The sequence below is a fragment of the Cupriavidus sp. SW-Y-13 genome (genome assembly GCF_009793345.1).
GTDB lineage: Bacteria > Pseudomonadota > Gammaproteobacteria > Burkholderiales > Burkholderiaceae > Cupriavidus.
In genome coordinates, this window is the sequence record NZ_WHLX01000001.1 from 1,597,015 (window position 1) to 1,622,626 (window position 25,612).

25 protein-coding genes are annotated in these 25,612 nt (G+C 62.0%); 19 read left to right on the top strand and 6 right to left on the bottom strand.

Translation table 11 applies throughout. From position 1 onward, the window contains the following. Nucleotides 1-138 precede the first annotated feature (138 nt). The 6 genes from GA566_RS07130 (at nt 139) to GA566_RS07155 (ending at nt 7,083) form a co-directional block, all read left to right on the top strand. Complete coding sequence (locus GA566_RS07130; RefSeq protein WP_137928118.1) at nt 139-1,764, top strand: 3-(methylthio)propionyl-CoA ligase; 1,626 nt, start codon at nt 139-141, stop codon at nt 1,762-1,764. A 163-nt stretch (nt 1,765-1,927) separates the two neighbouring features. Continuing rightward, entirely contained in the window at nt 1,928-3,187 is a 1,260-nt protein-coding gene (locus tag GA566_RS07135; protein ID WP_137928119.1) for a branched-chain amino acid ABC transporter substrate-binding protein, read from the top strand. Between the two features lie 145 nt (nt 3,188-3,332). After that, nucleotides 3,333-4,280: a branched-chain amino acid ABC transporter permease gene (locus GA566_RS07140; protein WP_137928120.1), complete on the top strand. Its 948-nt coding sequence runs from the start codon at nt 3,333-3,335 to the stop codon at nt 4,278-4,280. Between the two features lie 3 nt (nt 4,281-4,283). Beyond that, entirely contained in the window at nt 4,284-5,597 is a 1,314-nt protein-coding gene (locus tag GA566_RS07145; RefSeq protein WP_160472255.1) for a branched-chain amino acid ABC transporter permease, read from the top strand. Further along, nucleotides 5,594-6,373: an ABC transporter ATP-binding protein gene (locus GA566_RS07150; protein ID WP_137928122.1), complete on the top strand. Its 780-nt coding sequence runs from the start codon at nt 5,594-5,596 to the stop codon at nt 6,371-6,373. The genes GA566_RS07145 and GA566_RS07150 overlap by 4 nt, the downstream gene beginning before the upstream one ends. After that, nucleotides 6,370-7,083: an ABC transporter ATP-binding protein gene (locus GA566_RS07155; protein ID WP_137928123.1), complete on the top strand. Its 714-nt coding sequence runs from the start codon at nt 6,370-6,372 to the stop codon at nt 7,081-7,083. The genes GA566_RS07150 and GA566_RS07155 overlap by 4 nt, the downstream gene beginning before the upstream one ends. Nucleotides 7,084-7,112: 29 nt before the next feature. Here GA566_RS07155 and GA566_RS07160 read toward each other — a convergent pair whose 3' ends face one another. From GA566_RS07160 to GA566_RS07180, 5 genes are all read right to left on the bottom strand, one after another. Further along, a complete protein-coding gene (locus tag GA566_RS07160) occupies nt 7,113-7,298 on the bottom strand; it encodes a hypothetical protein (protein WP_160472257.1) in 186 nt (61 codons plus the stop codon). 52 nt (nt 7,299-7,350) lie between these two features. After that, the gene (locus tag GA566_RS07165) at nt 7,351-7,989 is read right to left on the bottom strand and encodes a DUF2778 domain-containing protein (RefSeq protein WP_160472259.1); all 639 of its coding nucleotides are present in this window, start codon (nt 7,987-7,989) and stop codon (nt 7,351-7,353) included. A 579-nt stretch (nt 7,990-8,568) separates the two neighbouring features. After that, entirely contained in the window at nt 8,569-8,859 is a 291-nt protein-coding gene (locus GA566_RS07170) for a hypothetical protein (protein WP_160472260.1), read from the bottom strand. A gap of 33 nt (nt 8,860-8,892) precedes the next feature. Beyond that, the gene (locus GA566_RS07175) at nt 8,893-9,138 is read right to left on the bottom strand and encodes a hypothetical protein (protein WP_160472261.1); all 246 of its coding nucleotides are present in this window, start codon (nt 9,136-9,138) and stop codon (nt 8,893-8,895) included. Further along, complete coding sequence (locus tag GA566_RS07180; protein ID WP_160472263.1) at nt 9,125-9,763, bottom strand: hypothetical protein; 639 nt, start codon at nt 9,761-9,763, stop codon at nt 9,125-9,127. The genes GA566_RS07175 and GA566_RS07180 overlap by 14 nt, the downstream gene beginning before the upstream one ends. Nucleotides 9,764-10,269: 506 nt before the next feature. Between GA566_RS07180 and GA566_RS07185 the strand changes: the two genes are divergently transcribed. The 10 genes from GA566_RS07185 (at nt 10,270) to GA566_RS07230 (ending at nt 22,166) form a co-directional block, all read left to right on the top strand. Then, nucleotides 10,270-12,351, top strand: coding sequence for a 3-hydroxyacyl-CoA dehydrogenase NAD-binding domain-containing protein (locus GA566_RS07185; RefSeq protein WP_160472265.1), 2,082 nt, complete (start codon nt 10,270-10,272; stop codon nt 12,349-12,351). 116 nt (nt 12,352-12,467) lie between these two features. After that, a complete protein-coding gene (locus GA566_RS07190; protein WP_137926708.1) occupies nt 12,468-13,646 on the top strand; it encodes an acetyl-CoA C-acyltransferase in 1,179 nt (392 codons plus the stop codon). 206 nt (nt 13,647-13,852) lie between these two features. Continuing rightward, complete coding sequence (locus GA566_RS07195; RefSeq protein WP_160472267.1) at nt 13,853-15,712, top strand: acyl-CoA dehydrogenase; 1,860 nt, start codon at nt 13,853-13,855, stop codon at nt 15,710-15,712. Between the two features lie 22 nt (nt 15,713-15,734). Then, entirely contained in the window at nt 15,735-16,517 is a 783-nt protein-coding gene (locus GA566_RS07200; protein WP_160472268.1) for an SDR family oxidoreductase, read from the top strand. 185 nt (nt 16,518-16,702) lie between these two features. Then, on the top strand, nt 16,703-17,134 hold the full coding sequence (locus GA566_RS07205; RefSeq protein WP_160472269.1) for a PaaI family thioesterase: 432 nt from the start codon (nt 16,703-16,705) through the stop codon (nt 17,132-17,134). A gap of 57 nt (nt 17,135-17,191) precedes the next feature. Further along, complete coding sequence (locus tag GA566_RS07210) at nt 17,192-18,205, top strand: NADP-dependent oxidoreductase (RefSeq protein ID WP_137926712.1); 1,014 nt, start codon at nt 17,192-17,194, stop codon at nt 18,203-18,205. A 72-nt stretch (nt 18,206-18,277) separates the two neighbouring features. Then, entirely contained in the window at nt 18,278-19,120 is an 843-nt protein-coding gene (locus GA566_RS07215; RefSeq protein WP_137926713.1) for a class II aldolase/adducin family protein, read from the top strand. Nucleotides 19,121-19,160: 40 nt separating this feature from the next. Beyond that, on the top strand, nt 19,161-20,096 hold the full coding sequence (locus GA566_RS07220) for a glutathione S-transferase family protein (RefSeq protein ID WP_137926714.1): 936 nt from the start codon (nt 19,161-19,163) through the stop codon (nt 20,094-20,096). A gap of 180 nt (nt 20,097-20,276) precedes the next feature. Next, entirely contained in the window at nt 20,277-21,179 is a 903-nt protein-coding gene (locus GA566_RS07225) for an SDR family oxidoreductase (RefSeq protein ID WP_137926715.1), read from the top strand. 66 nt (nt 21,180-21,245) lie between these two features. Further along, complete coding sequence (locus tag GA566_RS07230; RefSeq protein WP_160473244.1) at nt 21,246-22,166, top strand: alpha/beta fold hydrolase; 921 nt, start codon at nt 21,246-21,248, stop codon at nt 22,164-22,166. Between the two features lie 15 nt (nt 22,167-22,181). On the opposite strand, the gene GA566_RS07235 is transcribed toward GA566_RS07230, so the two are convergent. Next, complete coding sequence (locus GA566_RS07235; protein WP_137926716.1) at nt 22,182-22,703, bottom strand: O-acetyl-ADP-ribose deacetylase; 522 nt, start codon at nt 22,701-22,703, stop codon at nt 22,182-22,184. Between the two features lie 261 nt (nt 22,704-22,964). On the opposite strand from GA566_RS07235, the gene GA566_RS07240 reads away from it, so the two are divergent. From GA566_RS07240 to GA566_RS07250, 3 genes are all read left to right on the top strand, one after another. Next, nucleotides 22,965-23,963 carry an alpha/beta hydrolase gene (locus tag GA566_RS07240; RefSeq protein ID WP_160472271.1) on the top strand — a complete coding sequence of 333 codons (999 nt, stop codon included), beginning with the start codon at nt 22,965-22,967 and terminating at the stop codon, nt 23,961-23,963. Nucleotides 23,964-24,096: 133 nt separating this feature from the next. Beyond that, complete coding sequence (locus tag GA566_RS07245; RefSeq protein WP_137926718.1) at nt 24,097-25,080, top strand: tripartite tricarboxylate transporter substrate binding protein; 984 nt, start codon at nt 24,097-24,099, stop codon at nt 25,078-25,080. Between the two features lie 68 nt (nt 25,081-25,148). Beyond that, nucleotides 25,149-25,586: a YbgC/FadM family acyl-CoA thioesterase gene (locus tag GA566_RS07250; protein WP_160472273.1), complete on the top strand. Its 438-nt coding sequence runs from the start codon at nt 25,149-25,151 to the stop codon at nt 25,584-25,586. Nucleotides 25,587-25,612 lie beyond the last annotated feature (26 nt).

The window sequence follows — 25,612 nt, forward strand, 5'->3', positions numbered from 1 at the left end:
TCTTGCGCGTCAGTTCATCGATTTTTTCAACCGCTATTCGCTTTTGTCGACGCATTCGCCGCGCGAGGGAACGATCGGTCAAAAATAAGAACGATTGTTCGTTTTTCGTGCCCGAACATAGAACAAGGAGACCGTTTCATGGCATTGATGGGTCAAATGATGAGCGCGCCGCTGCTCATTTCCTCCATCATCAAGCACGCCGCCCGTTACTACGGGAGCACGGAAATCGTCTCTCGCCGTACCGAGGGCGACCTGCACCGCTATACGTATGCCGATTGTGAACTGCGTGCCCGCAAGCTGGCCCAGGCACTCGGGGCGCTGGGCGTGGGGCAGGGCGAGCGTGTGGGCACGCTGGCGTGGAACGGCTACCGGCACCTTGAGATCTATTACGCCGTGTCCGGCTCGGGCGCGGTTTGCCATACGATCAATCCGCGACTGTTCCCCGAGCAAATCGCTTACATCGTCAATCACGCCGAAGACCGCTATGTGTTCTTCGACGCCACCTTCCTGCCGCTGGTGGAAGGCGTGGCGCCGCACTGCCCGAACGTGAAGGGCTGGGTGCTGATGAGCGACCGGGCCCATATGCCCGCCGAATCCAAGGTCGATCTGATCTGCTACGAAGACTTGATCGACCGTCACGATGGCAACTACGAGTGGCCGGAGTTCGACGAGAACCTCGCGTCGAGCCTCTGCTACACGTCGGGCACCACGGGCAATCCGAAGGGCGCGCTGTACTCGCATCGCTCCACGGTGCTGCATTCCTATGCGTCGGCGTTGCCCGATGCGCTGGGTTGCTCGGCCAAGGACGTGATCCTGCCCGTCGTGCCGATGTTCCACGTCAATGCGTGGGGCCTGCCTTACTCGGTGCCGCTGGTCGGCGCCAAGCTCGTATTCCCGGGCGCCAAGCTCGATGGTGCCTCGCTCTATGAATTGTTCGAACAGGAGGGCGTGACGTTCTCCGCCGGTGTGCCGACGGTATGGCTGGGCCTGCTGCAGCATGTGAAGACGAACAATCTGACATTCTCCACGTTCCGCCGCACCGTGATCGGTGGTTCGGCGGCGCCGCCCGCGATGATCCGCGCGCTGGAAGCGCTCGACGTGGAAGTGATCCATGCCTGGGGCATGACGGAAATGTCGCCGCTGGGCACCTCGTGCAAGCTGCTGGCAAGGCACAAGGATCTGTCCGAGGACGAACGCCACAAGATCCTGGAGACGCAAGGTCGCGTCATATATGGCGTCGACATGAAGATCGTCGATGGCGAAGGCAACGAATTGCCGTGGGACGGCAAGGCGTTCGGCGATCTGCTGGTGCGCGGGCCGTGGGTCATCAGCAAGTACTACCGGGCCGAAGGCAGCCCGCTCGTGGACGGCTGGTTCCCCACTGGCGACGTGGCTACGATCAATCCAGAGGGCTACATGCAGATCACGGATCGCAGCAAGGACGTGATCAAGTCTGGTGGCGAATGGATTTCGTCGATCGATGTCGAGAACGTGGCCGCTGCGCATCCGGCCGTTCACATGGCCGCCTGCATTTCTGCCTTCCACCCGAAATGGGACGAGCGCCCGTTGCTGGTGGTGGTCAAGCGCCCGGACACCAACGTCACGCGCGAGGAATTGCTGGCCTTCTTCGAGGGCAAGGTCGCCAAGTGGTGGATTCCCGATGATGTCGCCTTCGTGACCGAAATTCCGCTGACGGCCACCGGCAAGATGCAGAAACTCAAGCTGCGGGAGCAGTTCAAGGACTACCGGCTGCCCGGCGCCTGATGGGTGCCCCGGAGTGATCCGGGGCATTTCCGCACAGGACCAGGCAGCGCCAGTTTGCGGGATTCACGCCAAAGAGCGCGGGATCTCGCGAAGACGGCCGTCCGCGCACTGGAGGGCGCCGGCCGCTGCGATTCGCCAACGACAATAATCGAAGGAGACAGGTATGACCAAGTTGCGTCCGCTGGTAACCGGAGTGGCTGCAGTCGTTCTGATGGGTTCGGCGCTGGTGTCTGGCGTGGCGGCTGCCGATACGGTGAAGATCGCCTTCATCGATCCGCTGTCGGGCCTGATGGCCCCGGTTGGGCAGAACCAGCTCAAAAGCTGGCAGTACGTGGCGGAACTGGCTAACCAGAAGAACTGGGGTGGAGCACACAAGTTCGAGGTGGTCGGCTTCGACAACAAGCTGAGCCCGCAGGAAAGCCTCACTATCCTCAAGCAGGCGGTCGACCAGAATATCCGCTATATCGTGCAGGGCAACGGCTCGTCGGTGGGCCTGGCGCTCGAAGATGCAGTGGCCAAGCACAACGAGCGCAATCCGGGCAAGGAAATCGTCTACCTGAACTACGCGGCGGTGGACCCGGACATGACCAACAGCAAGTGCAACTACTGGCATTTCCGGCTCGACGCCAACTCGGACATGAAGATGGAGGCGCTGACCACGTTCCTGGCCAAGGATCCGAAGGTCAAGAAGGTTTACCTGATCAACCAGAACTACTCGTTCGGCCATCAGGTGGCGCGCGCCGCCAAGGACTATCTCAAGCGCAAGCGTCCTGACATCCAGATCGTGGGGGAGGACCTGCACCCGCTGGCCCAGGTCAAGGACTTTGCGCCGTACGCGGCCAAGATCAAGGCGGCCGGGGCCGATACGGTCATCACCGGCAACTGGGGCAGCGACCTGGCATTGCTGATCAAGGCCGGCAAGGACGCGGGCCTGCCCGTGGACTACTACACGTATTACGCCGGCACCACGGGCGTGCCGACAGCCATGGGCGCGGCCGGTGCGGAGCACGTCAAGTACGTGGGCTACTACAACCCCAACAACGCCGGCTTCAAGGGTGCCGACGTGATCGAAGGCTACAAGAAGAAGTACAACGACGATTTCTACGTGATGGCGTCGTACACGGGCATCGCCATGCTGGCAAAGGCTTTCAAGGACACCGGCTCGACCGATCCGGTCAAGGTGGCCAAGGCGCTTGAGAACATCAAGGTGGAAAGCCTGAACGGCACCGTGGAAATGCGCGCGTCCGACCACCAGGCCCAGCAGCCGCTGGTGGTGGCCACCTGGACCAAGGTCAACGGCAAGGACGTCAAGTACGACCAGGAGAACACCGGGTACGGCTGGAAGACCGATGCCGCGCTCGACCAGTTCGTGGCCGCGCAGCCCACCTCCTGCCAGATGAAGCGGCCAGGATCGTCGCAATAGCCTGCACGCTGAAGTCGGGCTGGGAGTGAGCCGAGCGTTGCCGGCTCAATCTCCACGCCTTGTGCGCGCGAAGGGTTCCCGCCAGCGCGGGAACCCCTGACAATGTCGCCTTTGTCGAATCAGGCTCCGGACCGGGGACTTTGCCGTGGAATTCTTCGTCATCTCGCTGCTGAACGGCCTCAGCTACGGGCTGCTGCTGTTCATGCTGTCGTCGGGGCTCACCCTGATTTTCAGCATGATGGGCGTGCTGAACTTTGCGCATGCCAGCTTCTACATGCTGGGCGCCTACTTTGCCTACACCATCGCTTCCAAGATCGGCTTCTGGCCGGCGCTGATCTTCGCGCCGCTACTGGTGGCCGCTGCGGGCGCACTCGTGGAAAGGTTCGGACTTCGCACCGTCCATAAATACGGGCACGTGGCCGAACTGCTGTTCACGTTCGGATTGGCTTATCTGATCGAAGAAGGTGTGAAACTCGTCTGGGGACTGGCCGCCGTGCCGTACCGGATACCCGCCGAGCTTGACGGGCCACTGTTCACGGTCTTCACGTCCTCTTTCCCAAAATATCGCGCGTTCATGATGCTCGTTTCGCTGGGCATGCTGGTGGCGATCTACCTTGTGCTGACGCGTACACGCATCGGCCTGGTCATCCAGGCGGCACTGACGCATCCGGAAACGGTCGAGGCATTGGGCCACAACGTGCCGCGCGTGTTCATGATGGTTTTCGGCGGTGGTGCGGCGCTGGCCGGGCTGGCCGGTGTCATTGGCGGGAATGCATTCGTCACCGAGCCGTCGATGGCGGCAGCGGTCGGTTCCATCGTGTTCGTGGTAGCCGTGGTAGGGGGCATGGGATCACTGGTCGGGGCGTTCATCGCATCGATCCTGATCGGCGTGCTGCAGACCTTTGCGGTAACGATCGATGCCTCGCTGGCCGGATTGTTCGGTGCCTTCGGTGTCGCCGTTACCGATGCCACGCCATTCAGTTCGGTCTGGAAGCTCACCGTGGCCCAGGTTGCTCCGGTACTGCCTTACCTGCTGCTCGTGGTGATGCTGATCTTCCGCCCGCGCGGCCTGATGGGTACCCGGGAGAGCTGAGCCATGGAGTCCACAACGATGCAACAAAGCTCCGCACCCGTGATCACGGGCCGCACGATGCGCTACCGGCCGCTGAACCTGGCGCGCTGGGTGATCTGGTCGATCACGGCGCTGCTGATGATCGTGATGCCGCTGATCTTCACCGGCGGCTTCGCGGTGACCCTGATGTCGCAGATGGGCATCATGATCATTTTCGCGCTGTCCTACAACATGCTGCTGGGCCAGACCGGCATGCTCTCGTTCGGGCATGCCGTGTACTCGGGCCTTGGCGCGTTTATCGCTGTGCATGTGCTGAACATGGTGGGCGCAGGCAAGGTCTGGTTGCCGGTGTCTATGCTGCCGCTGGTGGGCGGGTTGGCCGGCGCGTTCTTCGGCGTGCTGTTCGGTTATGTGACGACGAAAAAATCCGGCACGACCTTCGCGATGATCACGATGGGTATCGGCGAAATGGTCTTCGCGAGTTCGCTGATGTTCCCGGATTTCTTCGGCGGCGAGGGTGGCATTTCCACCAATCGCGTGGTGGGTGAATCATTCCTCGGCCTGACATTCGGTCCGGGCCGGCAGGTGTACTACCTGATCGCGATCTGGTGCTTCGTGTCGATGGTGGCCATGTACGCGTGGACGCAGACACCGTTGGGCCGAATCGCCAATGCCGTGCGCGACAACCCCGAGCGCGTGGAATTCATCGGCTACAACACGCAGCGCGTGCGCTATCTGGTGCTGATCCTGTCGGCGTTCTTCGCGGGCATTGCTGGTGCGTTGTCGGCCATCAACTTCGAGATCGTTTCCGCCGAGAACGTCAGCGCGGTGCGCTCCGGCGGCGTGCTGCTGGCCGCGTTCATCGGCGGTGCCGGCGTGTTCTTCGGTCCCGTGATCGGCGCCATCGTCTTCACGCTGTTCGCGGTGGCATTGTCCGATCTGACCAAGGCGTGGCTGCTATATCTCGGGCTCTTCTTCGTGATGATGGTGATGTTCGTGCCGGGTGGCATTGCCAGCCTGCTGCTGATGCAATTGCCGCTCGTGGCGAAGAAGCAGTTCGGCCGGATGCTGCCGTCTTATGCGCAGGGCGCTGTGGCGGGGGTGATTCTGCTTGCCGCTGCGATCCTGAGCGTCGAACTGATCTACAAGGTGCAGGTAGATAGTGCCAACGGCACCGTCATGAGCCTGTTCGGCATTGCCTTCGATGCGGGCACGCTGACGCCGTGGATCGTGGCGGCGGTGCTCTGGGCGATAGGCTGCTTTGCCTGGCGATGGGCCGGCTCGAAGGTCCGCGCGCAACTGGATGCCATCCAGGCTGAAACGGGAGGTCTGGCATGACAGTGGCCGCATTGGAACTTTCCGACGTCCGCAAGAAGTTCGGCCAGACCGAAATCATTCGTGGCGTCACGCTGACGATCGGCAAGGGCGAGCGCCACGCGCTGATCGGCCCGAACGGCGCGGGCAAGTCCACCACGTTCAATCTGATCTCGGGGCGGTTTGCGCCGACGTCGGGCGTGGTGAAGCTGAACGGGCAGAGCATTGCGGGACTGCGACCATTCGAGATCAATCGAATGGGTTTGTCGCGCAGCTTCCAGATCACCAACATCTTTCATCGGCTGTCGGTGTTCGAGAACCTGCGCTGCGCGGTGCTCTGGTCGCTCGGCTACAAGTATTCGTTCTGGCACAGGCTCTCGGCGCTGCGCGACGCCAAGGAGCGCGCCGACGAGGTGCTGGAGTTGATCGGCATGCAGCATCGGCGCAATTCGCAGGCCGGCCTGCTGACCTACGCCGAACAGCGCGCACTGGAAATCGGCATCACGATTGCGGGCGGCGCCGACGTGATCCTGCTCGATGAACCCACGGCGGGCATGAGCCGCTCGGAATCGGACCACGCGGTGGAACTGATCCGCAAGGTCACGGCAGGCAAGACGCTGGTGATGGTGGAGCACGACATGAGCGTGGTGTTCGGCCTTGCCGATCGCATCTCGGTGCTGGTCTACGGCGAGGTCATCGCCACCGACACCCCCGAAGCCATCCGCAACAATCGGAGCGTCAAGGAAGCCTACCTCGGCACCACGCTCGACGAACACGCCGAAGAAGGAGCGCTCGGATGAGCCAGCCCATGCTCGAAGTTTCCGGTCTGCACGCCTATTACGGCAAGAGCCACATCCTGCATGGCGTGGATGCCCATATCGACGATGGCGAGATCGTGGCGCTGCTCGGCCGCAATGGCGTGGGACGCTCGACCATGGCCAAGGCCATCCTCGGCATGGTTCGCGCGGAAGGTTCGGTAAAGTTCCGTGGCCAGGAAATGCTCGGACGGCGCACGTTCGAAATCGCCCACGCAGGCATCGGCTACGTACCCGAGAACCGCGACATTTTCCCGACGCTGACCGTCCGCCAGAACCTGCTACTCGGCGAAAAACGCAACCCGCGCCAGCAGAAGCCGCGCTGGACAGTGGAGGACATGTATCGGATGTTCCCCCGCCTGAAAGAGCGCGAGAACACATCGGCCGGCGTGCTATCGGGCGGCGAGCAGCAGATGCTGACGCTCTGCCGCACCCTGATGGGCGACCCCGACCTGATCTTGATCGACGAACCCACCGAGGGCCTCGCCCCGATGATCGTCACGCTGGTCGGCGATTTCCTGAAAACGCTCAAGGAACGCGGCGTGTCGGTGCTGCTGATCGAACAGAAACTCGCTATCGCACTGGACATCTCGCAGCGGGTTTATGTGATGGGACACGGGCATATCGTCTTCGAAGGAACGCCGAGGGATCTGAAGGCGAATGCGCAGGTGAGGAAGGAGTGGTTGGAGGTTTAGGGGTTTGGGAGGCGAGGATCCTCTCTTGCCTACCCCCAGGCTTCCATGAGACCGGCAAAGGTCATGAAGACAAAAGGTGCGGCGAGTGACCAGCGAACTCGCGGTCGGGTGCCGGGCCAAAGCAGGCCCACCGACGCGGGGATTGCAACTGCCAGGTACGCCACGACGTACCAGTAATACTCGCGATAGGTGCCATCAATCAGGTGGAGGGCCATGGCCACTACCATTAAGAGTGCGAGAACCCCCACGATTGCTCGCGCCGCAACCTCAGTAGCGGACGCGAAGGTCCATGTTTTTGCCATATTTTAGAAAATAGTCGACGAAGTCGGGCATTCCGGACGTGAGGTCAATGCAGCCTGCTGATCCAGGTTCCTTGCCCCCATGGATTGAAAAATTGTCCCTTCCCAACGTTACGGTCCATGAACGAGGTTCCAGCCAGACGCGCCGAGTTCCCCACGCGTAGGCGCAACCCGGCCATGCGCCAGTGAATTTTTTCACGCCGATCCATCTGAGTACGCAGACGCGGCGATCCAGGAGCGAGTAGTTTTCCCATCGCTGCAATTCAGACTGTCTTGCGACGTAGTCGCCCGCTGGCAGCGGACCCACGCCACGAAGAAACTGATAAGTCTTATCGTTGTAGTCTTTCTTGCCCGAGACAGCGATCCATGCTCTCGAAACCATTCCACGCTCAATCCAGCGCAAAAACTGCCCATCGAACTCCAGTGAGGCGTTTCGACGGTCCATGCGCCGGGCGGTCTCTGCAAGTCCAAGCATCTCGACCATAAGCCGGACATCGGTGGTGCCTGCGACTAGCCCAAACTTTTCGCGATGTGCCTCTACTAGCGCCTTCCTGAGAGTTGGATCCCTCTCTATTGCCCAGACAAGGGAATTCGTAACAACTGCCATGGTTGGCGACTCCGCAGGGAACGAGAGGCGTCGACGATATCGAATGAGTGTCGGCATCGTCTTTGCTGGGCATCAACCAAGACTGAGAATCTCGACACTGCTGAAGGCAGGCCGTCTGCCTATGGGGCATAGACGTGGAAAACTGAAGGCGAATGCGCAGGTGAGGAAGGAGTGGTTTGAGGTTTAGGGGGAGGGAGCGAGAGTCAAGAATATGGGTCTGTTCCTAGCCACTCATGGACCTTGAACAGTCCCGACCAGCAGATGGAGCAGTGGGAAAATACTATTCCCAGCGTTGTTAGCGCGAAGAACGGCCCACATAGATACCATCGCGTGGCATTCAACCGAGACGGCCATGCCATGGATCCAAGAGCTAGTAGCGAGCTGGCAAGATAGGCCACGATCCCACCCGTGAAATCTCGGTGGAGGTCCAATATCAAATTTTGGGCCATGCCTGTCGCGATCAGAGCCGACAGGATACAGATGAAGATCCTGGCGAGGATTTCAACAACAAACGCGAAGTTCGAGGTCTTTGCCATAAAAGCGGATAGATTTTTTGGCGGCTGAGCACGTTACCGGCTGTTAGTAAAAAAGATGCTTGAACACCCATGCCGAGATGGAAGGCGAGTAAGCAACGGCCATCCCCAAGAGGGTGAGCGTGAAGTACGGCGCGCATAGAATCCATCGGGTGGCGTTCAGCCGAGTCGGCCATGCCAAGGATCCAAAAGCTAGTAGCGCGCCGCTTAGATAGGCAACCATCGCGCCCGTGAAGTTCGGATATAGGCCCGACATCAAGTGTTCGATCATGCCTAGCGCGCACAAGGCTGCCACGATACCGATAGCGATCCTTACGACGACTTCAATAACAAACACGAAGTTGGATGTCCTTGCCATATTTGAGAAACTTCAGGCAAACAGAAAGCCAGCAAGGGTTAAAAGAATAAAAGGTCCCGAAAGTGCCCACCGGTTCCGCGAGCGAAGGTGGGGCCACAGCAGCGCTGCCGACGCACTGAGCGCGGTTGCCAGATAGGCCACGATAGGCCAGAAGTATTCCGGGTAGTAGCCTTCGACGAGGTGGCAGATCATGCCGTATGCAACGAAGAACGCAAACGCGAGGACGGACAGACGGCCAAGGAAGTCAATAACGGACATTCAGGTCCATGTCCTTTCCATATTTGATGAAGGAGTCCACGAAGTCGGGCATTCCGGACGTGAGATCAATGCAGCCCGCGGACCCCAAGACCGTACCACCGTGTATCGAGAAATTGTCTCGGCCCAACGTAACGGTGCCGACGCTTGGTCGCAGCCAGATCCTTCGATCGCCCCAGGCACGTGTGCATCCGGGCCATGATCCTGTGAATCGAGTCATGCGGAGGGCGCGCAGAAAGCAGGCCCGGCGACTAAAGAGTGAATAATCTTCCCACCTCTGCAGTTCCTGCTGCCGGGCAATGTAGTGGCCTTCAGGTATCGGACCCATCCCCGCTAGGTACTGGTAGCGCTTTTCGTGAAATTTGATCTTGCCCGAGGCTGCGATCCAGGCGCGGCAAGACATGCCGTTCTCCATCCAACGTAAGAATTGACCATCGAATTCCAGCGATGCGCTTCGACTTTCTATGCGTCGGACGGTTTCCTCAAGCCCCAGCATCTTCACCATGAGTCGGACATCAGTGGTTTGTCCGACAAGCCCGAACTTGGCACGATGAGTTTCGATTAAGGCCTTTTTGAGTTCTGGGTCTCTTTCAAACTCTAGGGCCATGGAGTATGTGACGACGGCCATGGTTCGACGACTCCGCATTTTTGCGAAGCCTCCACGATAGACAGGACCAGTCAGCAACGTCCTTGCGGGCCATCAACCCAAGACTTCTTCAACGATTGGAGGCCACCCTCCAATGAATGCGTTCGCAAAGTCGCCTGGCAAAAAAAGTGGCGCACAAGACATAAAGCTCAACAGCGAAACCGATTTCCTACGGGTTCCCCCTGAGGGATTTGCGGGGTCGGGCGGCTCACCATGAACGCCGGAAAATCCCGGCATGAAGCCTGCGCATGACGGGACTTCCATGGTCGAAAAATGAAATTGAACGACCGTGCTATTTTGTGTATGCTTGACCCGCTTTCAAGCCGGAGGGGCTTGTGGAGCAAGGGATTGCGGACACAAAAACATAGCCGCCGCGATCCTGGCAAGACCGCAGTACGGCAACACCTTTATTCGAGAATTCGAATCCCGAGACAACTGGAGTCCCCAGAGGCAAGGCCCAAGGACTCGCACACACCAGAGGAACTTGTATGACAGCGCAGTATCAGGTTCAGGACGGCGTCGCCGTCATCACGCTCGACAATCCCCCCGTCAATGGCCTGGGTCATAGCACCCGCCTCGGCATCGTCGAAGGCATGACCCGTGCGCTGGACGATGCAGCCGTCAAGGCCATCGTCATCACCGGCGCCGGCAAGGCATTCTCGGGCGGCGCCGATATCCGCGAATTCAATACGCCCAAGGCCACCCAGGAGCCGACGCTCCACTCGGTGATCCGTGTGCTGGAAGCCTCGACCAAGCCGGTCGTCGCTGCGATCCACTCCGTGGCCATGGGCGGTGGTCTGGAACTGGCACTGGGCTGTAACTACCGTGTGGCCGCCAAGGGCGCGCAGATTGCGCTGCCCGAAGTCAAGCTGGGCCTGCTGCCGGGCGCCGGTGGCACGCAGCGCCTGCCGCGCCTGATCGGGCTCGAGCACGCGCTGAACATGATCGTGTCCGGCACGGCCATTCCTTCCGAAAAGTTCGCAGGTTCGAAGCTGTTCGACGAAGTCGTTGACGGCGACGTGCTGCCTGCCGCCGTCAAGTTCGCACAGAACGTGGGCGCTGCAAGCGGCCCGCATCCGAAGGTGCGTGACCTGAAGGTGCGCCATGAAAACGCCGAAGGCTTCATCGCTTTCGCTCGCAACACCGTGGCAGCCGTGGCAAAGAACTTCCCGGCGCCGTCGAAGTGCGTGGACGCCGTGGCCGCATCGCTGAAGCCGTTCGAGCAAGGTCTGAAGGAAGAGCGCGAAGGCTTCATGTACCTGGTCGGTACGCCGGAATCGCGCGCGCTGCGCCATGCGTTCTTCGGCGAGCGCGCCGCAAGCAAGATCCCCGATGTGCCGGAAGGCACGCCGGTCCGCAAGATCGAGAAGGTTGCCGTGATCGGCGCCGGCACGATGGGCGGTGGCATCACGATGAACTTCCTGAACGCCGGCATCCCCGTGATCATGCTGGAAACCAAGCAGGAAGCGCTCGACCGTGGCGTCGGCATCATCCGCAAGAACTACGACAACAGCGCCAAGAAGGGCAAGCTGACGGCCGAGAAGGTCGAGCAGCGCATGGGCCTGCTGAGCACCACGCTGTCCTATGACGACATCAAGGACGCCGACCTCGTGATCGAGGCCGTGTTCGAAGAAATGGGCGTCAAGGAAATCGTCTTCAAGAAGCTGGACGAAGTGATGAAGGACGGCGCGATCCTGGCCTCCAACACCTCCACGCTCGACGTGAACAAGATTGCCTCGTTCACGCGTCGTCCGCAGGACGTGGTCGGCATGCACTTCTTCAGCCCGGCCAACGTGATGAAGCTGCTGGAAGTGGTGCGCGGCGAGAAGACCGGCAAGGACGTGCTGGCCACCGTCATGCAGATCGGCAAGAAGATCAAGAAGACGGCCGTGGTCTCGGGCGTCTGCGACGGCTTTATCGGCAACCGCATGATCGAGCAGTACAGCCGCCAGGCTGGCTACCTGCTGGACGAAGGCGCGTTGCCGGAGCAAGTGGACAAGGCGGTCGAGAAGTTCGGCTTTGCCATGGGTCCGTTCCGCATGGGCGACCTCGCCGGTAACGACATTGGCTGGGCCATCCGCAAGCGCCGCGCCGTGGACAAGCCGGACATCCAGTATTCGAAGACCGCCGACCTGCTGTGCGAAATGGGCCGCTTCGGCCAGAAGACCGGCGCGGGCTGGTACGACTACAAGGCGGGCGACCGCAAGCCGTACCCGAACCAGCAGGTCAACGACATGATCGTCGAGCATTCGAAGTCGCTCGGTATCACGCGTCGCAAGATCTCGGACGAGGAAATCGTCGAGCGCCTGGTGTTTGCCCTGGTGAACGAAGGCGCCAAGATCCTGGAGGAGGGCATTGCCTCGAAGGCGTCGGACATCGACATGGTCTACCTGACCGGCTACGGCTTCCCGCTGTTCCGCGGTGGCCCGATGCTCTACGCAGACCAGGTTGGCCTGTTCAACGTGGCCCAGTCGATGAAGCGCTACGCCAAGGGTTACCACGGCGAAGCCTGGACCGTTGCGCCGCTGCTGCAGAAGCTGGCCGACGAAGGCAAGGGCTTCAACGGCTGACAAGCTGAAAAGCTGACTGGCCGATACGCGAAGGGAGGGCAACGATGCCATCCCTTCGCAGACACCGAACATCCCTCCGCTAGACGCAGAGACACAAAGAATCCGAGGAGCAACACATGAACGAGGCAGTCATCGTATCCACCGCGCGCACCGCGCTGGCCAAGAGCTGGAAGGGCGCTTTCAACATGACGCACGGCGCCACGCTGGGCGGCCATGCGGTGCAGCACGCCATTTCCCGCGCCAAGATCGACGGCGGCGAAGTGGAAGACGTGCTGATGGGCTGTGCCAACCCCGAAGGCGCCACCGGCGCCAACATCGCGCGCCAGATCGCCCTGCGCGCCGGCTGCCCGGTCACCGTGCCGGGCGCCACCGTCAACCGCTTCTGCTCGTCGGGCCTGCAGACCATCGCCATGGCCGCGCAGCGCGTGATCGCCGATGAAGGCGACATCTTCGTGGCCGGCGGCGTGGAATCCATCTCGTGCGTGCAGCAGGAAATGAATCGCCACATGATTCAGGAAAGCTGGCTCAACAAGAACAAGCCGGAAATCTACTGGAGCATGCTGCAGACCGCCGAGAACGTGGCCAAGCGCTACAACATCTCGAAGGATCGCCAGGACGAGTACGGCGTGCAGAGCCAGCTGCGTGCCGCAGCCGCCCTGGAAGCCGGCAAGTTCAAGGACGAGATCGTGCCGATGACGGTGCTGGCTGGCGTGGCTGACAAGGCCACGGGTCAACTGCTGACGAAGGAAGTCACGATCGACGCCGATGAAGGCATTCGCGCCGACACCACCCTGGAAGGCGTCTCGAAGATCCGCACGGCCATGCCGGGTGGCGTGATCACGGCCGGCAACGCATCGCAATTCTCGGACGGCGCTTCGGCAGCCGTGGTGATGAATGCACGCGTGGCCGCTGCCAAGGGTCTGCAACCGCTGGGCGTGTTCCGCGGCTTTGCCGTGGCAGGCTGCGAGCCGGACGAAATGGGTATCGGCCCGGTGTTCGCGGTGCCGAAGCTGCTCAAGAAGGCTGGCCTCAAGGTCGACGATATCGGCCTGTGGGAACTGAACGAAGCCTTTGCCGTGCAGGTGCTGTACTGCGCCGACAAGCTGGGCATCCCGATGGATCGCCTGAACGTCAACGGCGGCGCCATCGCCGTGGGCCACCCGTACGGTGTATCGGGCGCACGCCTGGTCGGCCACGCGCTGATCGAAGGCAAGCGTCGCGGCGTCAAGTACGTCGTGGTGACGATGTGCATCGGCGGCGGCCAAGGTGCGGCTGGGCTGTTCGAGGTGCTGTAAGGCATTTCGACTGCTTCTTGTTGTCGTTGTTGTTTCCCCTCTCCCTCCGGGAGAGGGGCAGGGGAGAGGGAACGAGGTTCTGCTTGCCGGTTTGTGGCAATTTGAACCGCTGCCCCTCTCCCCCAACCCCTCTCCCGCTGGGCGGGAGAGGGGAGCTAAGCCAGCTATACACTTCCTTCTCGTTTCAGCCCGGAGCTTCGCATTCCATGTCGCTGATCCTTTCCCGTCGTGATCTCAATTTCGTGCTGTACGAATGGCTCGATGCCGAGTCACTGACGCAGATTCCCCGTTTTGCAGACCATTCGCGCGAGACCTTCGATGCCGCGCTCGATACCTGCGAAAAAATCGCCACCGACCTGTTCGCGCCGCACAACAAGAAAAGCGATGCGCACGAACCGCATTTCGATGGCGAGACCGTTACGATCATTCCTGAGGTCAAGGTCGCGCTGAAGGCGTTCTGCGAGGCTGGCCTCATGGCCGCCGGCCAGGATTACGACTACGGCGGCATGCAGTTGCCGGTCACCCTGGAAAAGGCGGCGTTTGCCTATTTCAAGGCCGCCAACGTTGGCACCAGCTCGTATCCGTTCCTGACGATCGGCAACTCGAACCTGTTGTTGACGCACGGCACCCCGGCGCAGATCGACACCTTTGTGCGTCCCGAACTGGAAGGCCGCTTCTTCGGCACGATGTGCCTGTCGGAGCCGCAGGCGGGTTCGTCGCTGTCCGATGTCGCGACGCGCGCCGACTATGAAGGCGAATCGCCACTGGGCCAGCAATACCGCCTGCGCGGCAACAAGATGTGGATCTCGGCCGGCGAGCACGAACTGTCGGAGAACATCGTCCATCTGGTACTGGCAAAGATCCCCGGCCCCGATGGCAAGCTGATTCCGGGCGTGAAGGGCATCTCGCTCTTTATCGTGCCGAAGTATCTGGTCAATGCCGATGGTTCGCTGGGCGAGCACAACGACGTGGTGCTGGCTGGCCTGAACCACAAGATGGGTTATCGCGGCACCACCAACTGCCTGCTGAACTTCGGCGAGGGCATGAAGTATCAGCCGGGCGGCAAGGCCGGTGCCGTCGGCTATCTGGTGGGCGAGCCGCACAAGGGCCTGGCCTGCATGTTCCACATGATGAACGAGGCGCGCATCGGCGTGGGCCTGGGCGCCGTGGCGCTTGGCTACACCGGCTACCTCCATTCGCTCGACTACGCGCGCAACCGGCCGCAAGGGCGTCCGGTCGGACCGCAAGGCAAGGACCCGGCGTCGCCGCAAGTCCGATTGGTCGAGCACGCCGACGTTCGCCGTATGCTGCTGGCGCAGAAGAGCTATGTCGAAGGCGGCCTCGCGCTGAACCTGTATTGCGCCCGGCTCGTGGACGACGAGCACGCGGCCAAGGCGGCGGGCGATGCAGCAAAGCATCGCGAAATGTCGCTGCTGCTCGACATCCTGACGCCGATTGCCAAGAGCTGGCCGTCGCAGTGGTGCCTTGAAGCCAACAACCTCGCCATCCAGGTACATGGCGGGTATGGCTACACGCGCGAATACAACGTCGAACAGTTCTATCGCGACAACCGCCTGAATCCGATCCACGAAGGCACGCATGGCATCCAGGGCCTCGATCTGCTGGGCCGCAAGGTCGTGATGCAGGACGGAGCAGCGTTCCAGTTGCTGGGCCAAAGGGTGCAGGCCACCTGCGCACGGGCGGTGGGTACTGGCGATGCCACGCTGGCCGAACAGGCCAAGGCGCTTGGCGCCGCTTCCGGACGGTTGGCCGAGGTCACGCGCGAACTGTGGGCGGCGGGCGATGCGAACGTGACGCTGGCCAATGCTTCCGTGTACCTCGAAGCCTTCGGGCACGTGGTCGTGTCGTGGATCTGGCTGGAACAGGCGCTGGTCGCACAGGCCGCGCTGGCGTCGGCGCAGGGCGACGATATCGATTTCTATCGCGGCAAGCTGGCGGCAGCAGCGTACTTCTTCCGCTTCGAACTGCCGAAGGTGTATCCGCAGTTCGACCTGCTCGCCTCGCTGGACCGGACCACGCTGGATATGCAGGACAGCTGGTTCTAAAAAACTAGAACGGGAGACAACCATGAGAACCATCCAGCAACTGTTTGACCTCAAGGGCCGCACCGCGCTGATCACCGGCGGCTCGCGCGGCCTGGGGCTTCAGATTGCCGAGGCGCTCGGCGAGCAGGGCGCGCGCGTGGTGCTGTCGGCGCGCAAGGCTGACGAACTGGAGTCCGCGCAGGCGCACCTGAAGGCGCGCGGCATCGACGCGTCGTTCATCGCTGCCGATGCTGCACGCGATGACGAGATCGCCCGGCTGGCTGACGAGACTCTGGCTCGGCTCGGCCACGTGGACATCCTCGTCAACAATGCCGGTGCCACGTGGGGCGCCCCGGCCGAAGACCATCCGGTCGAAGCCTGGGACAAGGTGATGAACCTGAATATCCGCGGGCTGTTCCTGCTGTCGCAGACAATCGGCAAGCAGTCGATGATCCCGCGTCGCCACGGCCGCATCATCAACGTGGCGTCGATTGCAGGGCTGGCCGGCAACCCGCCGGGCACGATGGAAACCATTGCCTACAACACGTCGAAGGGCGCCGTGATCAACTTCACGCGCACGCTGGCGGCGGAATGGGGCGAGCACAACATCACGGTCAACGCGTTGGCACCGGGCTTCTTCCCGTCGAAGATGACGCGCGGCTCGCTGGAACGCATCGGCGTGGACAAGATGTGCGAAGGCGTGCCACTGCGCCGCCTGGGCGATGACGAAGATCTAAAGGGTGCGGCGCTGCTGTTTGCTTCGGATGCAGGCAAGCACATTACGGGGCAGGTGCTGGCGGTGGATGGGGGCGTGAGCGCTGTGTAACCGTTGCCCTTGGTTTGCTCCCCTCTCCCGTAAAACGGGAGAGGGGCAGGGGGAGAGGGTCGGAGGTTCAAGCCACGACTTGTGGTGTTAGAACCGCTGGCCCTCTCCCCCAACCCCTCTCCCGCAGGCGGGAGAGGGGAGCCAACCAGAGGCATAATGCAAGCCAATTTTCAGTTCAGCCCCAAATGACCCAACGCCCCCTCACCATCCCATTCCTCGCCGATATGGGCGTCCTCTGTAACTACATGGAGGATGGCCGCAGCGAGATCGAACTCGAGGTGCAGCAACGGCACCAAAATAGCTGGGACATGGCCCACGGCGGCGTGCTCATGACGCTGCTGGATGTCGCCATGGCCATTGCTGGCCGCTCGTCCGATCCGGATGGACGCGGCGTGGTCACCATCGAAATGAAAACGAGCTTTATGGCGCCGGGACGCGGCAAGATGACCGCGCGCGGGCAAGTCGTGCATCGCACTTCGACGATGGTGTTCTGCGAAGGCGAGATTGTCGATGCCGATGGAAAGATCGTTTCCAAGGCATCCGGTACGTTCAAGTTCATCAAGCGTATGCCGCCCAAACGCGAGAGCGGGGCGGCCGATTCGGGCGCGGACGGTTGATCCCGGCGCGCCCTGTTCAAACTTAGACCGACCTCCCACCGAGTGAAGGAAACGAATATGTCGAACCAAACCTACAAGCGTATCGTCCTGGCCTCGCGCCCCACCGCAGCCGTCACCCCCGACAACTTCCGCCTGGAAGACGTGCCCGTGCCCGAACTGGCCGATGGTCAGGTGCTGGTGCGCAACCATTTCCTGTCGCTGGACCCGTATATGCGCGGCCGCATGGGTGAAGGCAAGTCCTACGCCGACCCGCAGCCGCTTGATGAAGTGATGATCGGTGGCACCGTGGGTGAAGTCATTGCCAGCAAGAATCCGAAGTGGAACGTGGGCGACAAGGTCGTCGGCATGTTCGGCTGGCAGGAGATCGGCGTCACCGATGGCGGTGGCATGCAGAAGGTGGATACCACGCATATTCCGCTGTCGGCCTATCTCGGTTCGGTCGGTATGCCCGGCGTGACGGCATGGTACGGCCTGAACAAGATCATCGCGCCGAAGGCTGGCGAGACCATCGTGGTCAGCGCCGCATCGGGTGCCGTGGGTAGCGTGGTGGGTCAGCTCGCCAAGCTGGCAGGCTGCTATGTGGTGGGTGTGGCCGGCGGCAAGGACAAGTGCGACTACGTGACGAAGGAGCTGGGCTTCGACGCCTGCATCGATTACAAGGCCGCCAAGGATGCCAAGGAACTGTACGGCATGCTCAAGGCGGTGACGCCGAAGGGTGTGGATGGCTACTTCGAGAACGTCGGCGGCGACATCCTCGATGTGGTGCTGGCTCGCCTGAACCCGTTCGCACGCATCGCGGTATGCGGCCTGATCGCTGGCTATGACGGCCAGGACATGCCGATCCGCAACCCGCGCGCCATTCTGGTCTCGCGCTGCAAGATCGAAGGCTTCATCGTGTCCGAGCACATGGAAGTGTGGCCGCAGGCGCTGAAGGAACTGGGCGGCTATGTGGCCCAAGGCAAGATCAAATTCCGCGAGAGCGTGGCCGAAGGGCTGGCCAGTGCGCCGGAAGCCTTTATCGGCCTGCTCAAGGGCAAGAACTTCGGCAAGCAGCTTGTGAAACTGTCGTAAATCGCAAAGCCACAAAGCCATCCGGGAAAGACGCCTCGCAAAGGGGCGCACCCCACTCACAGGAGACAGCCCATGAACGCACCGCAAGCGCCCGCAGACCGTGACGAGATCGCGTCCGGTTTGTCCGAAGAGGTCAAGGCCCGTTATCGCATGCTGCCACGCCCGCCCAGGTTCGAGACGGCGGCGGAAGAGCGGCTGCATCGCAAGCAGCGGCTGGCGGCGTCGTTCCGGCTGTTCTCCAAGTTTGGTTTCGACGAAGGGGTGGCCGGTCATATCACGGCTCGCGACCCCGAGTTCACGGATACCTTCTGGGTCAATCCGTTCGGTGTGCATTTCAGTCAGGTCAATGTTTCGAACCTGATTCGCTGCGATCACCACGGCAATGTGGTGGAGGGCGACTACCCCGTTAACGCAGCGGCCTTCGCGATTCATTCGCGCATCCATCAGACACGCGAAGATGCCGTGGCGGCGGCGCACTCCCACAGCACCTATGGGCGGGCATGGTCCACGCTCGGTCGCAAGCTCGACCCGCTGACGCAGGATGTCTGCGCGTTCTACGACGACCACGCGCTCTATGACGATTTCGGCGGCGTGGTGGTGGAACTGGACGAAGGCCAGCGCATTGCGAACGCCCTTGGTTCCAACAAGGCAGCCATCCTGCAGAACCATGGCCTGCTGACAGTGGGCAAGACAGTGGACGAAGCCGCTTGGTGGTTCATCACGATGGAGCGCTCCTGCCAGGTGCAGATCCTGGCCGAATCGGCTGCTGCACGCACTGGTCAGGCGCCGAAGACGATCAGTGACGCAGCGGCGCGCCAGTCGTATTCCATCGTCGGCACAGCGCAGGCCGGATGGTTCCAGTTCCAGCCGTTATACGCACGTATTGTTAAGGAACAGCCGGATTTGCTCGATTAACAGGGGTAGACCCTTTTAATCACTCCCTGGAGAGGAATGGATGCCTGACATCATCCTGCATCAATACGCAACTTCGCCGTTTTCCGAGAAAGTCCGCCTGGTGTTGGGCGCCAAGGGCTTGTCATGGTGCGCGGTGGAGATCCCGCCAATCATGCCGAAGCCCGATGTGACGGCGCTGACTGGCGGTTATCGGCGTACCCCGGTCATGCAGATCGGGGCAGACATCTACTGCGATACCGCACTGATTTGCGATGTGCTCGACCGGTTGGCGCCCCAGCCGCCGCTGTATCCGGCCTTCCAGGCCGCGCAGGCGCGCATGACGGCAGCGTGGATCGACAGCGCGCTGTTCACGGCATCGGTCACGTACACGATGCAACCGGCTGGCGTGCAGGTGATGCTAGCCCACTTGAGCCCCGGGCAGATCCAGGCGTTCATGGCCGACCGCAAGGCGATGCGTGGCGACACCAATGCGCTGCGCATGCCGCTGCCCGAAGCCGCTGCGATGCTCCACGAGACCTTTGCCCGGCTGCAGACCCAGTTTGCGGCTGGCGTGCAGCACGTGGCTGGCCCGGAGTTGTCGATTGCGGATTTCTCGCTGTTCCACTGCATCTGGTTTATCCGGCGGGCTACGCCGCTGGCGGCAGTGCTCGATGGCTATCCGCTGGTCAAGACGTGGTTCACGCGGATGCAGGCATACGGACACGGCAAGCTGCGCGTGATTCCGTCCGAATCCGCGCTGGCCGATGCGTATGACCACGATCCACTGCCGCATGACACGACGATCCTGCCAGGCAGCGGCTTCTCCGCAGGCGACGCCGTGACCGTGACGCCCACCGACTACGCGAAGGACCCCGTCGCTGGCGTGCTGCTGACGCTGACGGAACACGTGGTGACGATCCGCCGCCAGGATTCCCGGGCCGGGGCGGTGAATGTTCATTTTCCTAGGCAGGGGTATTGGGTGCAGGCGGCAGTCTGAGCATCACCGACCCCGTTGGTTTTTCCCTCTCCCTATGGGAGAGGGGCAGGGGAGAGGGCAAGCGGTTCAAATTCCGATAAGTCGGCAAGCAGAGCCGCTGGCCCTCTCCCCCAACCCCTCTCCCGCGCGCGGGAGAGGGGAGCAAACAAACACAAAACAAAACACATCGACGGAGACACCATGAACCAGTTCGAAGGCAAGGTTGCCGTGATCACCGGTGGGGCATCGGGGTTTGGCAAGGAGTTCGCGAAGATCGGTGCGCAACGTGGCATGAAGCTTGTGCTGGCCGATGTTCAGGAAGACGCGCTCGATTCCACCGTGGCCGAGTTCAAGGCCCAGGGCGCGCAGGTGATCGGACTGCGTGCCGATGTGTCGAAGGCTGCCGAGGTGCAAGCGTTGGCCGATGCGGCGATGACAGCCTTTGGCGAGGTCAACCTCGTTTTCAACAATGCTGGCGTCGGTGCGGGCGGACTGGTCTGGGAGAACACCGAGAAAGATTGGGAGTGGGTGCTCGGCGTGAACCTGTATGGCGTGGTGCACGGCGTGCGGATTTTCACGCCGTTGATGCTGGAGGCCGCGAAGAAGGACCCCTCGTTCCAGGGCCATATCGTCAACACGGCGTCGATGGCCGGGTTGCTGAATCCGCCGGCGATGGGTGTGTACAACGTGTCGAAGCATGCCGTGGTAGCGCTGACGGAAACGCTTTATCAAGACCTGAGCCTGGTCACCGAACAGGTGCGCTGCTCGGTGCTGTGCCCGTACTTCGTGCCGACCGGCATCAGCCAGTCGCACCGCAATCGTCCCGCCGGGCTTGCCAACGACGCACCGCCCACGCGTTCGCAGATGGTGTCGCAAGCGCTGTCGGACAAGGCAGTGGGTTCGGGCAAGGTCTCCGCGGCCGATGTGGCGCAGCTCACGTTCGACGCCATCCGCAACGAAAGCTTCTATATTTATTCCCACCCGCAGGCCCTTGCCACGGTTCGCCAGCGCATGGAGGACATCGTCAACCAGCGCAATCCGGGCGATCCGTTCGGTGACAAGTCAGAAGTTCGCGCCAGCCTGGTTGCCGCGCTGCGCGGCTGACCTGGTCACGTTCTTGCATAGCCTTTCGGGAGATCCGCGATGACGGAAGCGAAGAGGGAGACCATGATGACCGCGCCTGCCGTGATTCATCACCTGCAGTTCGCCAACCTGCCCAATGGCACGCGGCTGCATTACGGTAGCGCAGGCGAGCCGGGCAAGCCGCTGATCCTGTTCGTGCATGGTTTTCCCGAATTCTGGTACGCCTGGGAGCGCCAGCTTGCCGAGTTCGGTCAGACACATTTTGCGGTGGCGCCTGACCTGCGCGGCTTCAACCTGTCGAGCAAGCCGGCCGAGCCTGAGGCCTATCGGCCCAAGCTGCTCGTCGAAGACCTCGTGCAGTTCATCCGCGTGCTGGGTTACGAGAAATGCGTAATCGTGGCGCATGACTGGGGCGGCGCGGTGTGCTGGAATCTTGCGGCGCAGCATCCCGAGCTGATCGAGCGCTTCGTCATCATCAATTCGCCACATCCGTATCTGTTCGCGCGCGCGTTGTCGGCCGATCCGGCGCAGCAGCAGGCATCGGCCTATATGAACTGGCTGCGCAAGCCCGGTTCAGAGCAGGCGCTGGCCGCCAACGAGTTTGCATTGCTGGAGAAAATGCTGACTGGCGAGGCTGGCGCGCTACCCGCGTGGTTCTCGGGCGATACGCGCGTGCGCTATCACGGGGCGTGGTCCGAACCCGGCGACAACGGCTCGCATTCGCTGACTGGCGGGGTGAACTACTACCGCGCCACGCCGATGCATCCACCCGCCACGGGCGAGACCGCACCCGATATCTCGCGGCTCGACCCGGCCATGTTCGTGGTGCGGGTGCCAACGCTGGTGATCTGGGGCGAGAACGACCGCGCGCTGCCGAAGACGCTGGTGGACGGCCTGGACGAGTTCGTCCCCGACATGCGGCTCGAACGCATTCCGGAAGGCACGCACTGGGTCATCCACGAGCAGCCCGAGCGGATCAACCTGCTGATCCGCAGCGCGCTGCCCTGAACGAAGCCTTCCGTTCTACCGCAGCCGATCGCGGTAGAGCTTGAAGTTCTCGTCGTCGAAGCAGACGAACGTGACCTGTTCGATGGTGGGCGCCTTGGCCAGTGCCTCCCGGACCGCAGCAATGGCGATGTCCACGGCCCGCTCGCGCGGGAATCCATAGACACCGGTGCTGATGTTCGGGAAGGCCACCGTGCGCAGGTTGTGTTCGGCGGCCAGCCGGATGCTGCTCCGGTAGGCACTCGCCAGTTGTGCATCCTCGTTCTGTCCGCCCCCGTGCCACACCGGACCCACGGCATGAATGACATAGGGTGCCGGCAACAGGCCACCCGTGGTGATCACCGCCTCCCCGGTGGGACATCCGCCTTGCTTGTCGCGCAGCGCACGGCACGCCGCCATGATCGACGGGCCGCCCGCACCATGGATCGCGCCGTCCACACCGCCTCCGCCCAGCAAGCCATTGTTGGCCGCGTTGACAATGGCATCGACTTCCATCCGCGTGATATCGCCGTGCACAACCTGCAAGTGTTCGCCCGTCATGGTGTCTCCTGGGTCATGGGGTTGTATTCCAAGCATAGGCGGCAAACGCCGCTTATGACATGACCGATGATCGCGCAAAAGGTGGAGCAACCGGCTCGCCAAGGGTTATTTCGTAATGCTGCGTAGCGGAAACGCTGGCATGATATGGAAATCGAACGACCGTTCACAAATGGTCGTTCACATTTTGAACGCCGTACTGGTGCGCCCCCGGTCGGCATTCGGGTCTAACATGCCCGCGTGCCCCGACTTCGATTGCTTCCGATGTCCGCTCAGCCCTCTCCGTCCGTTCCCGGCTTGCCCGATCAGCCGCTCGACCCGCAAGTCGCGCAGTTGCTGGAATTGGTCGCGCGCGCCAAACGCCCGGCCATCCATACGATGGAGCCCGCTGACGCGAAGATCGGCTACGAGAAGAGCGCGCTGATTCTGGATATTCCGCCGGCCGCCGTGCATGGCGTGGAGAATTTCACGATTCCCGCGCGCGACGGCTACGACATCCCGGTGCGGCTTTATGCGCCGCGCGAAGCCAGTTGGGCCGATCCGCTGCCGCTGCTGGTGTATTTCCACGGTGGCGGCTTCACGGTCGGCAGCATCAATTCGCACGATCCGCTGTGCCGCATGCTCTGCAACGATGCCGACTGCCTGGTGCTGTCGGTGGACTACCGGCTCGGGCCCGACTGGAAGTTTCCGACGGCGGCCCACGACGCGTTCGACGTCCTCCATTGGGTCTTTGCCGAAGCAGCCAAGCTGGGTGCCGATCCGGCGCGCATCGCACTCGGTGGCGATAGCGCGGGTGGCACGCTCGCGGCAGCCTGCGCCATCGAGGCGCGCAACACCGGCCTGGAACCCGTGCTGCAACTGCTGATCTATCCCGGCACCAGTGCGAGGCAGGACACCCCATCGAATCGTGCATTGGCCGATGGCTACCTGCTGACGGCGGACATGATCCAGTGGTTTTTCGGCCAGTACCTCGACCGCGATGAGAGCCGCGACGACTGGCGCTTTGCGCCGCTCGACGGTGGCGGGCAGGGCGCCGATGTGCGTGGCGTGTGTCCGGCCTGGATCGCCGTGGCCGGCTACGACCCGCTGCACGACGAGGGCGTGGCCTATGCGGCCAAGCTCCAGGCAGCCGGAGTCAAGGCCACGCTGGCGGACTACCCAACGATGATTCACGATTTTTTCAAGCTCGGACGTTTCATTCACGCTGTTGCGGGTGCGCATGCCGATGCCGTTGCCGCATTGCGGGAGGCGTTCGACAGCTAACGACCACGCAGTCCAGCACAACGCGCCCGACCCCACACAACAACACCGGGGCGAGCCTGCAACTGTTTATCGCTTTATCGGTTTGATCGAAGTCGCAACAGTGCATTTTTGCAGCAGAAGGAGACAAAGACTCATGCAACGCCGCCAATTCATGGCCCAGATGGGCCTGATCGCCGCCACCGCAGCGATCGCAACCGCCGCCGTGCCGGCATACGCCCAGGCGGACAAGTTCCCGACCAAGCCGATCCGCCTCGTGATCGGCTACACCGCGGGCGGTTCCACCGACATTCCGTTCCGCGTGCTGGCTGAAAACGCCTCCAAGATCCTGGGCCAGCCCGTGATCGTCGAGAACAAGCCCGGCGCTGGTGGCGTGCTGCCCGCCCAGATGATGCAGGCCACGCCGCCCGACGGCTACACGCTGGCGCAGGTCGCCATGCCTGTCTACCGTCTGCCGTACACGCAAAAGATCAACTGGGACCCGGTCAAGGACCTCAGCTACGTGATCAACCTGGCTGGCTACTCGTTCGGCCTGGTCGTGCCGGCCGATTCGCCGATCAAGACGATGCAGGATTACATCGCCTACGCCAAGGCCAACCCGGGCAAGCTGACGTATGGCTCGCCGGGCTCGATGACCACGCTGCACCTGACCATGGAAGACCTGGCACTGCGCCAGGGCGTGCAGTTCTCGCACATTCCGTACAAGGGCAACTCGGAATCGATGCAGGCTCTGCTGGGCGGCCACGTGATGTCCGTGGCGGACACCCCGGCCTGGGCGCAGTACGTGGAGACCGGCAAGCTGCGTCTGCTGTCGACCTGGGGCGACAAGCGCTCGGCGCGTTTCCCGAACGTGCCGACGCTCAAGGAACTGGGCATGGGCATCGTGCAGACTTCGCCGTTCGGCCTCGTGGCGCCCAAGGGCACCGACCCGGCCATCGTCAAGAAGCTGCATGACGCCTTCAAGCAAGCCATGGAGATGCCGAACTACCGCGAATCGCTTGCCAAGTTCGATATGGAGCCGTACTACATGAGCACCAGCCAGTACGCCGCGTTTGCCGCGGACACGGTCAAGCGCGAGCGCGCGATCATCGAGAAACTGGGCCTGGCCAAGCCGCAGTAAGCCAAGCCGATCACGGGGCGCTCCTGACGAGAACAGGGCGCCCCGTTTTTCATGGGGAGCGCCAACCGATGGCCAAAGAGGATTTTCGCCACAGCGTGCCGCTGCGCGTGCGCTGGTCAGAAGTCGATCCACAATCAATCGTCTTCAACGCCCATTACCTGACGTATTGCGATATCTGCGTGACCGAGTATTGGCGCGCGGTGGGCATCCGTTATCCCGAAGACGTGCTGCATGCGCATGGCGTAGACATGTTCGTGGTCAAGTCCACGCTCGAATATCACGCCTCGGCACGCTTCGACGATGAGTTGGAGATCCGTGGACGCATGGCGCGGCTAGGCCGATCGAGCATGCTGTTCCGCGTGGAGATGTACCGGGGGGACGAGCACCTGATCACCGGCGAGATCGTGTACGTCTGCGCCGATGCGAAAACGCAGAAATCGGCGCCGATTCCGGGGGAGGTGAGGGAGAAGATCGGGGGGTGGGAGGTGGTGGTGCCGGCTTCTTGAAAGACCCCGACCCCTGTTGGTTTTCT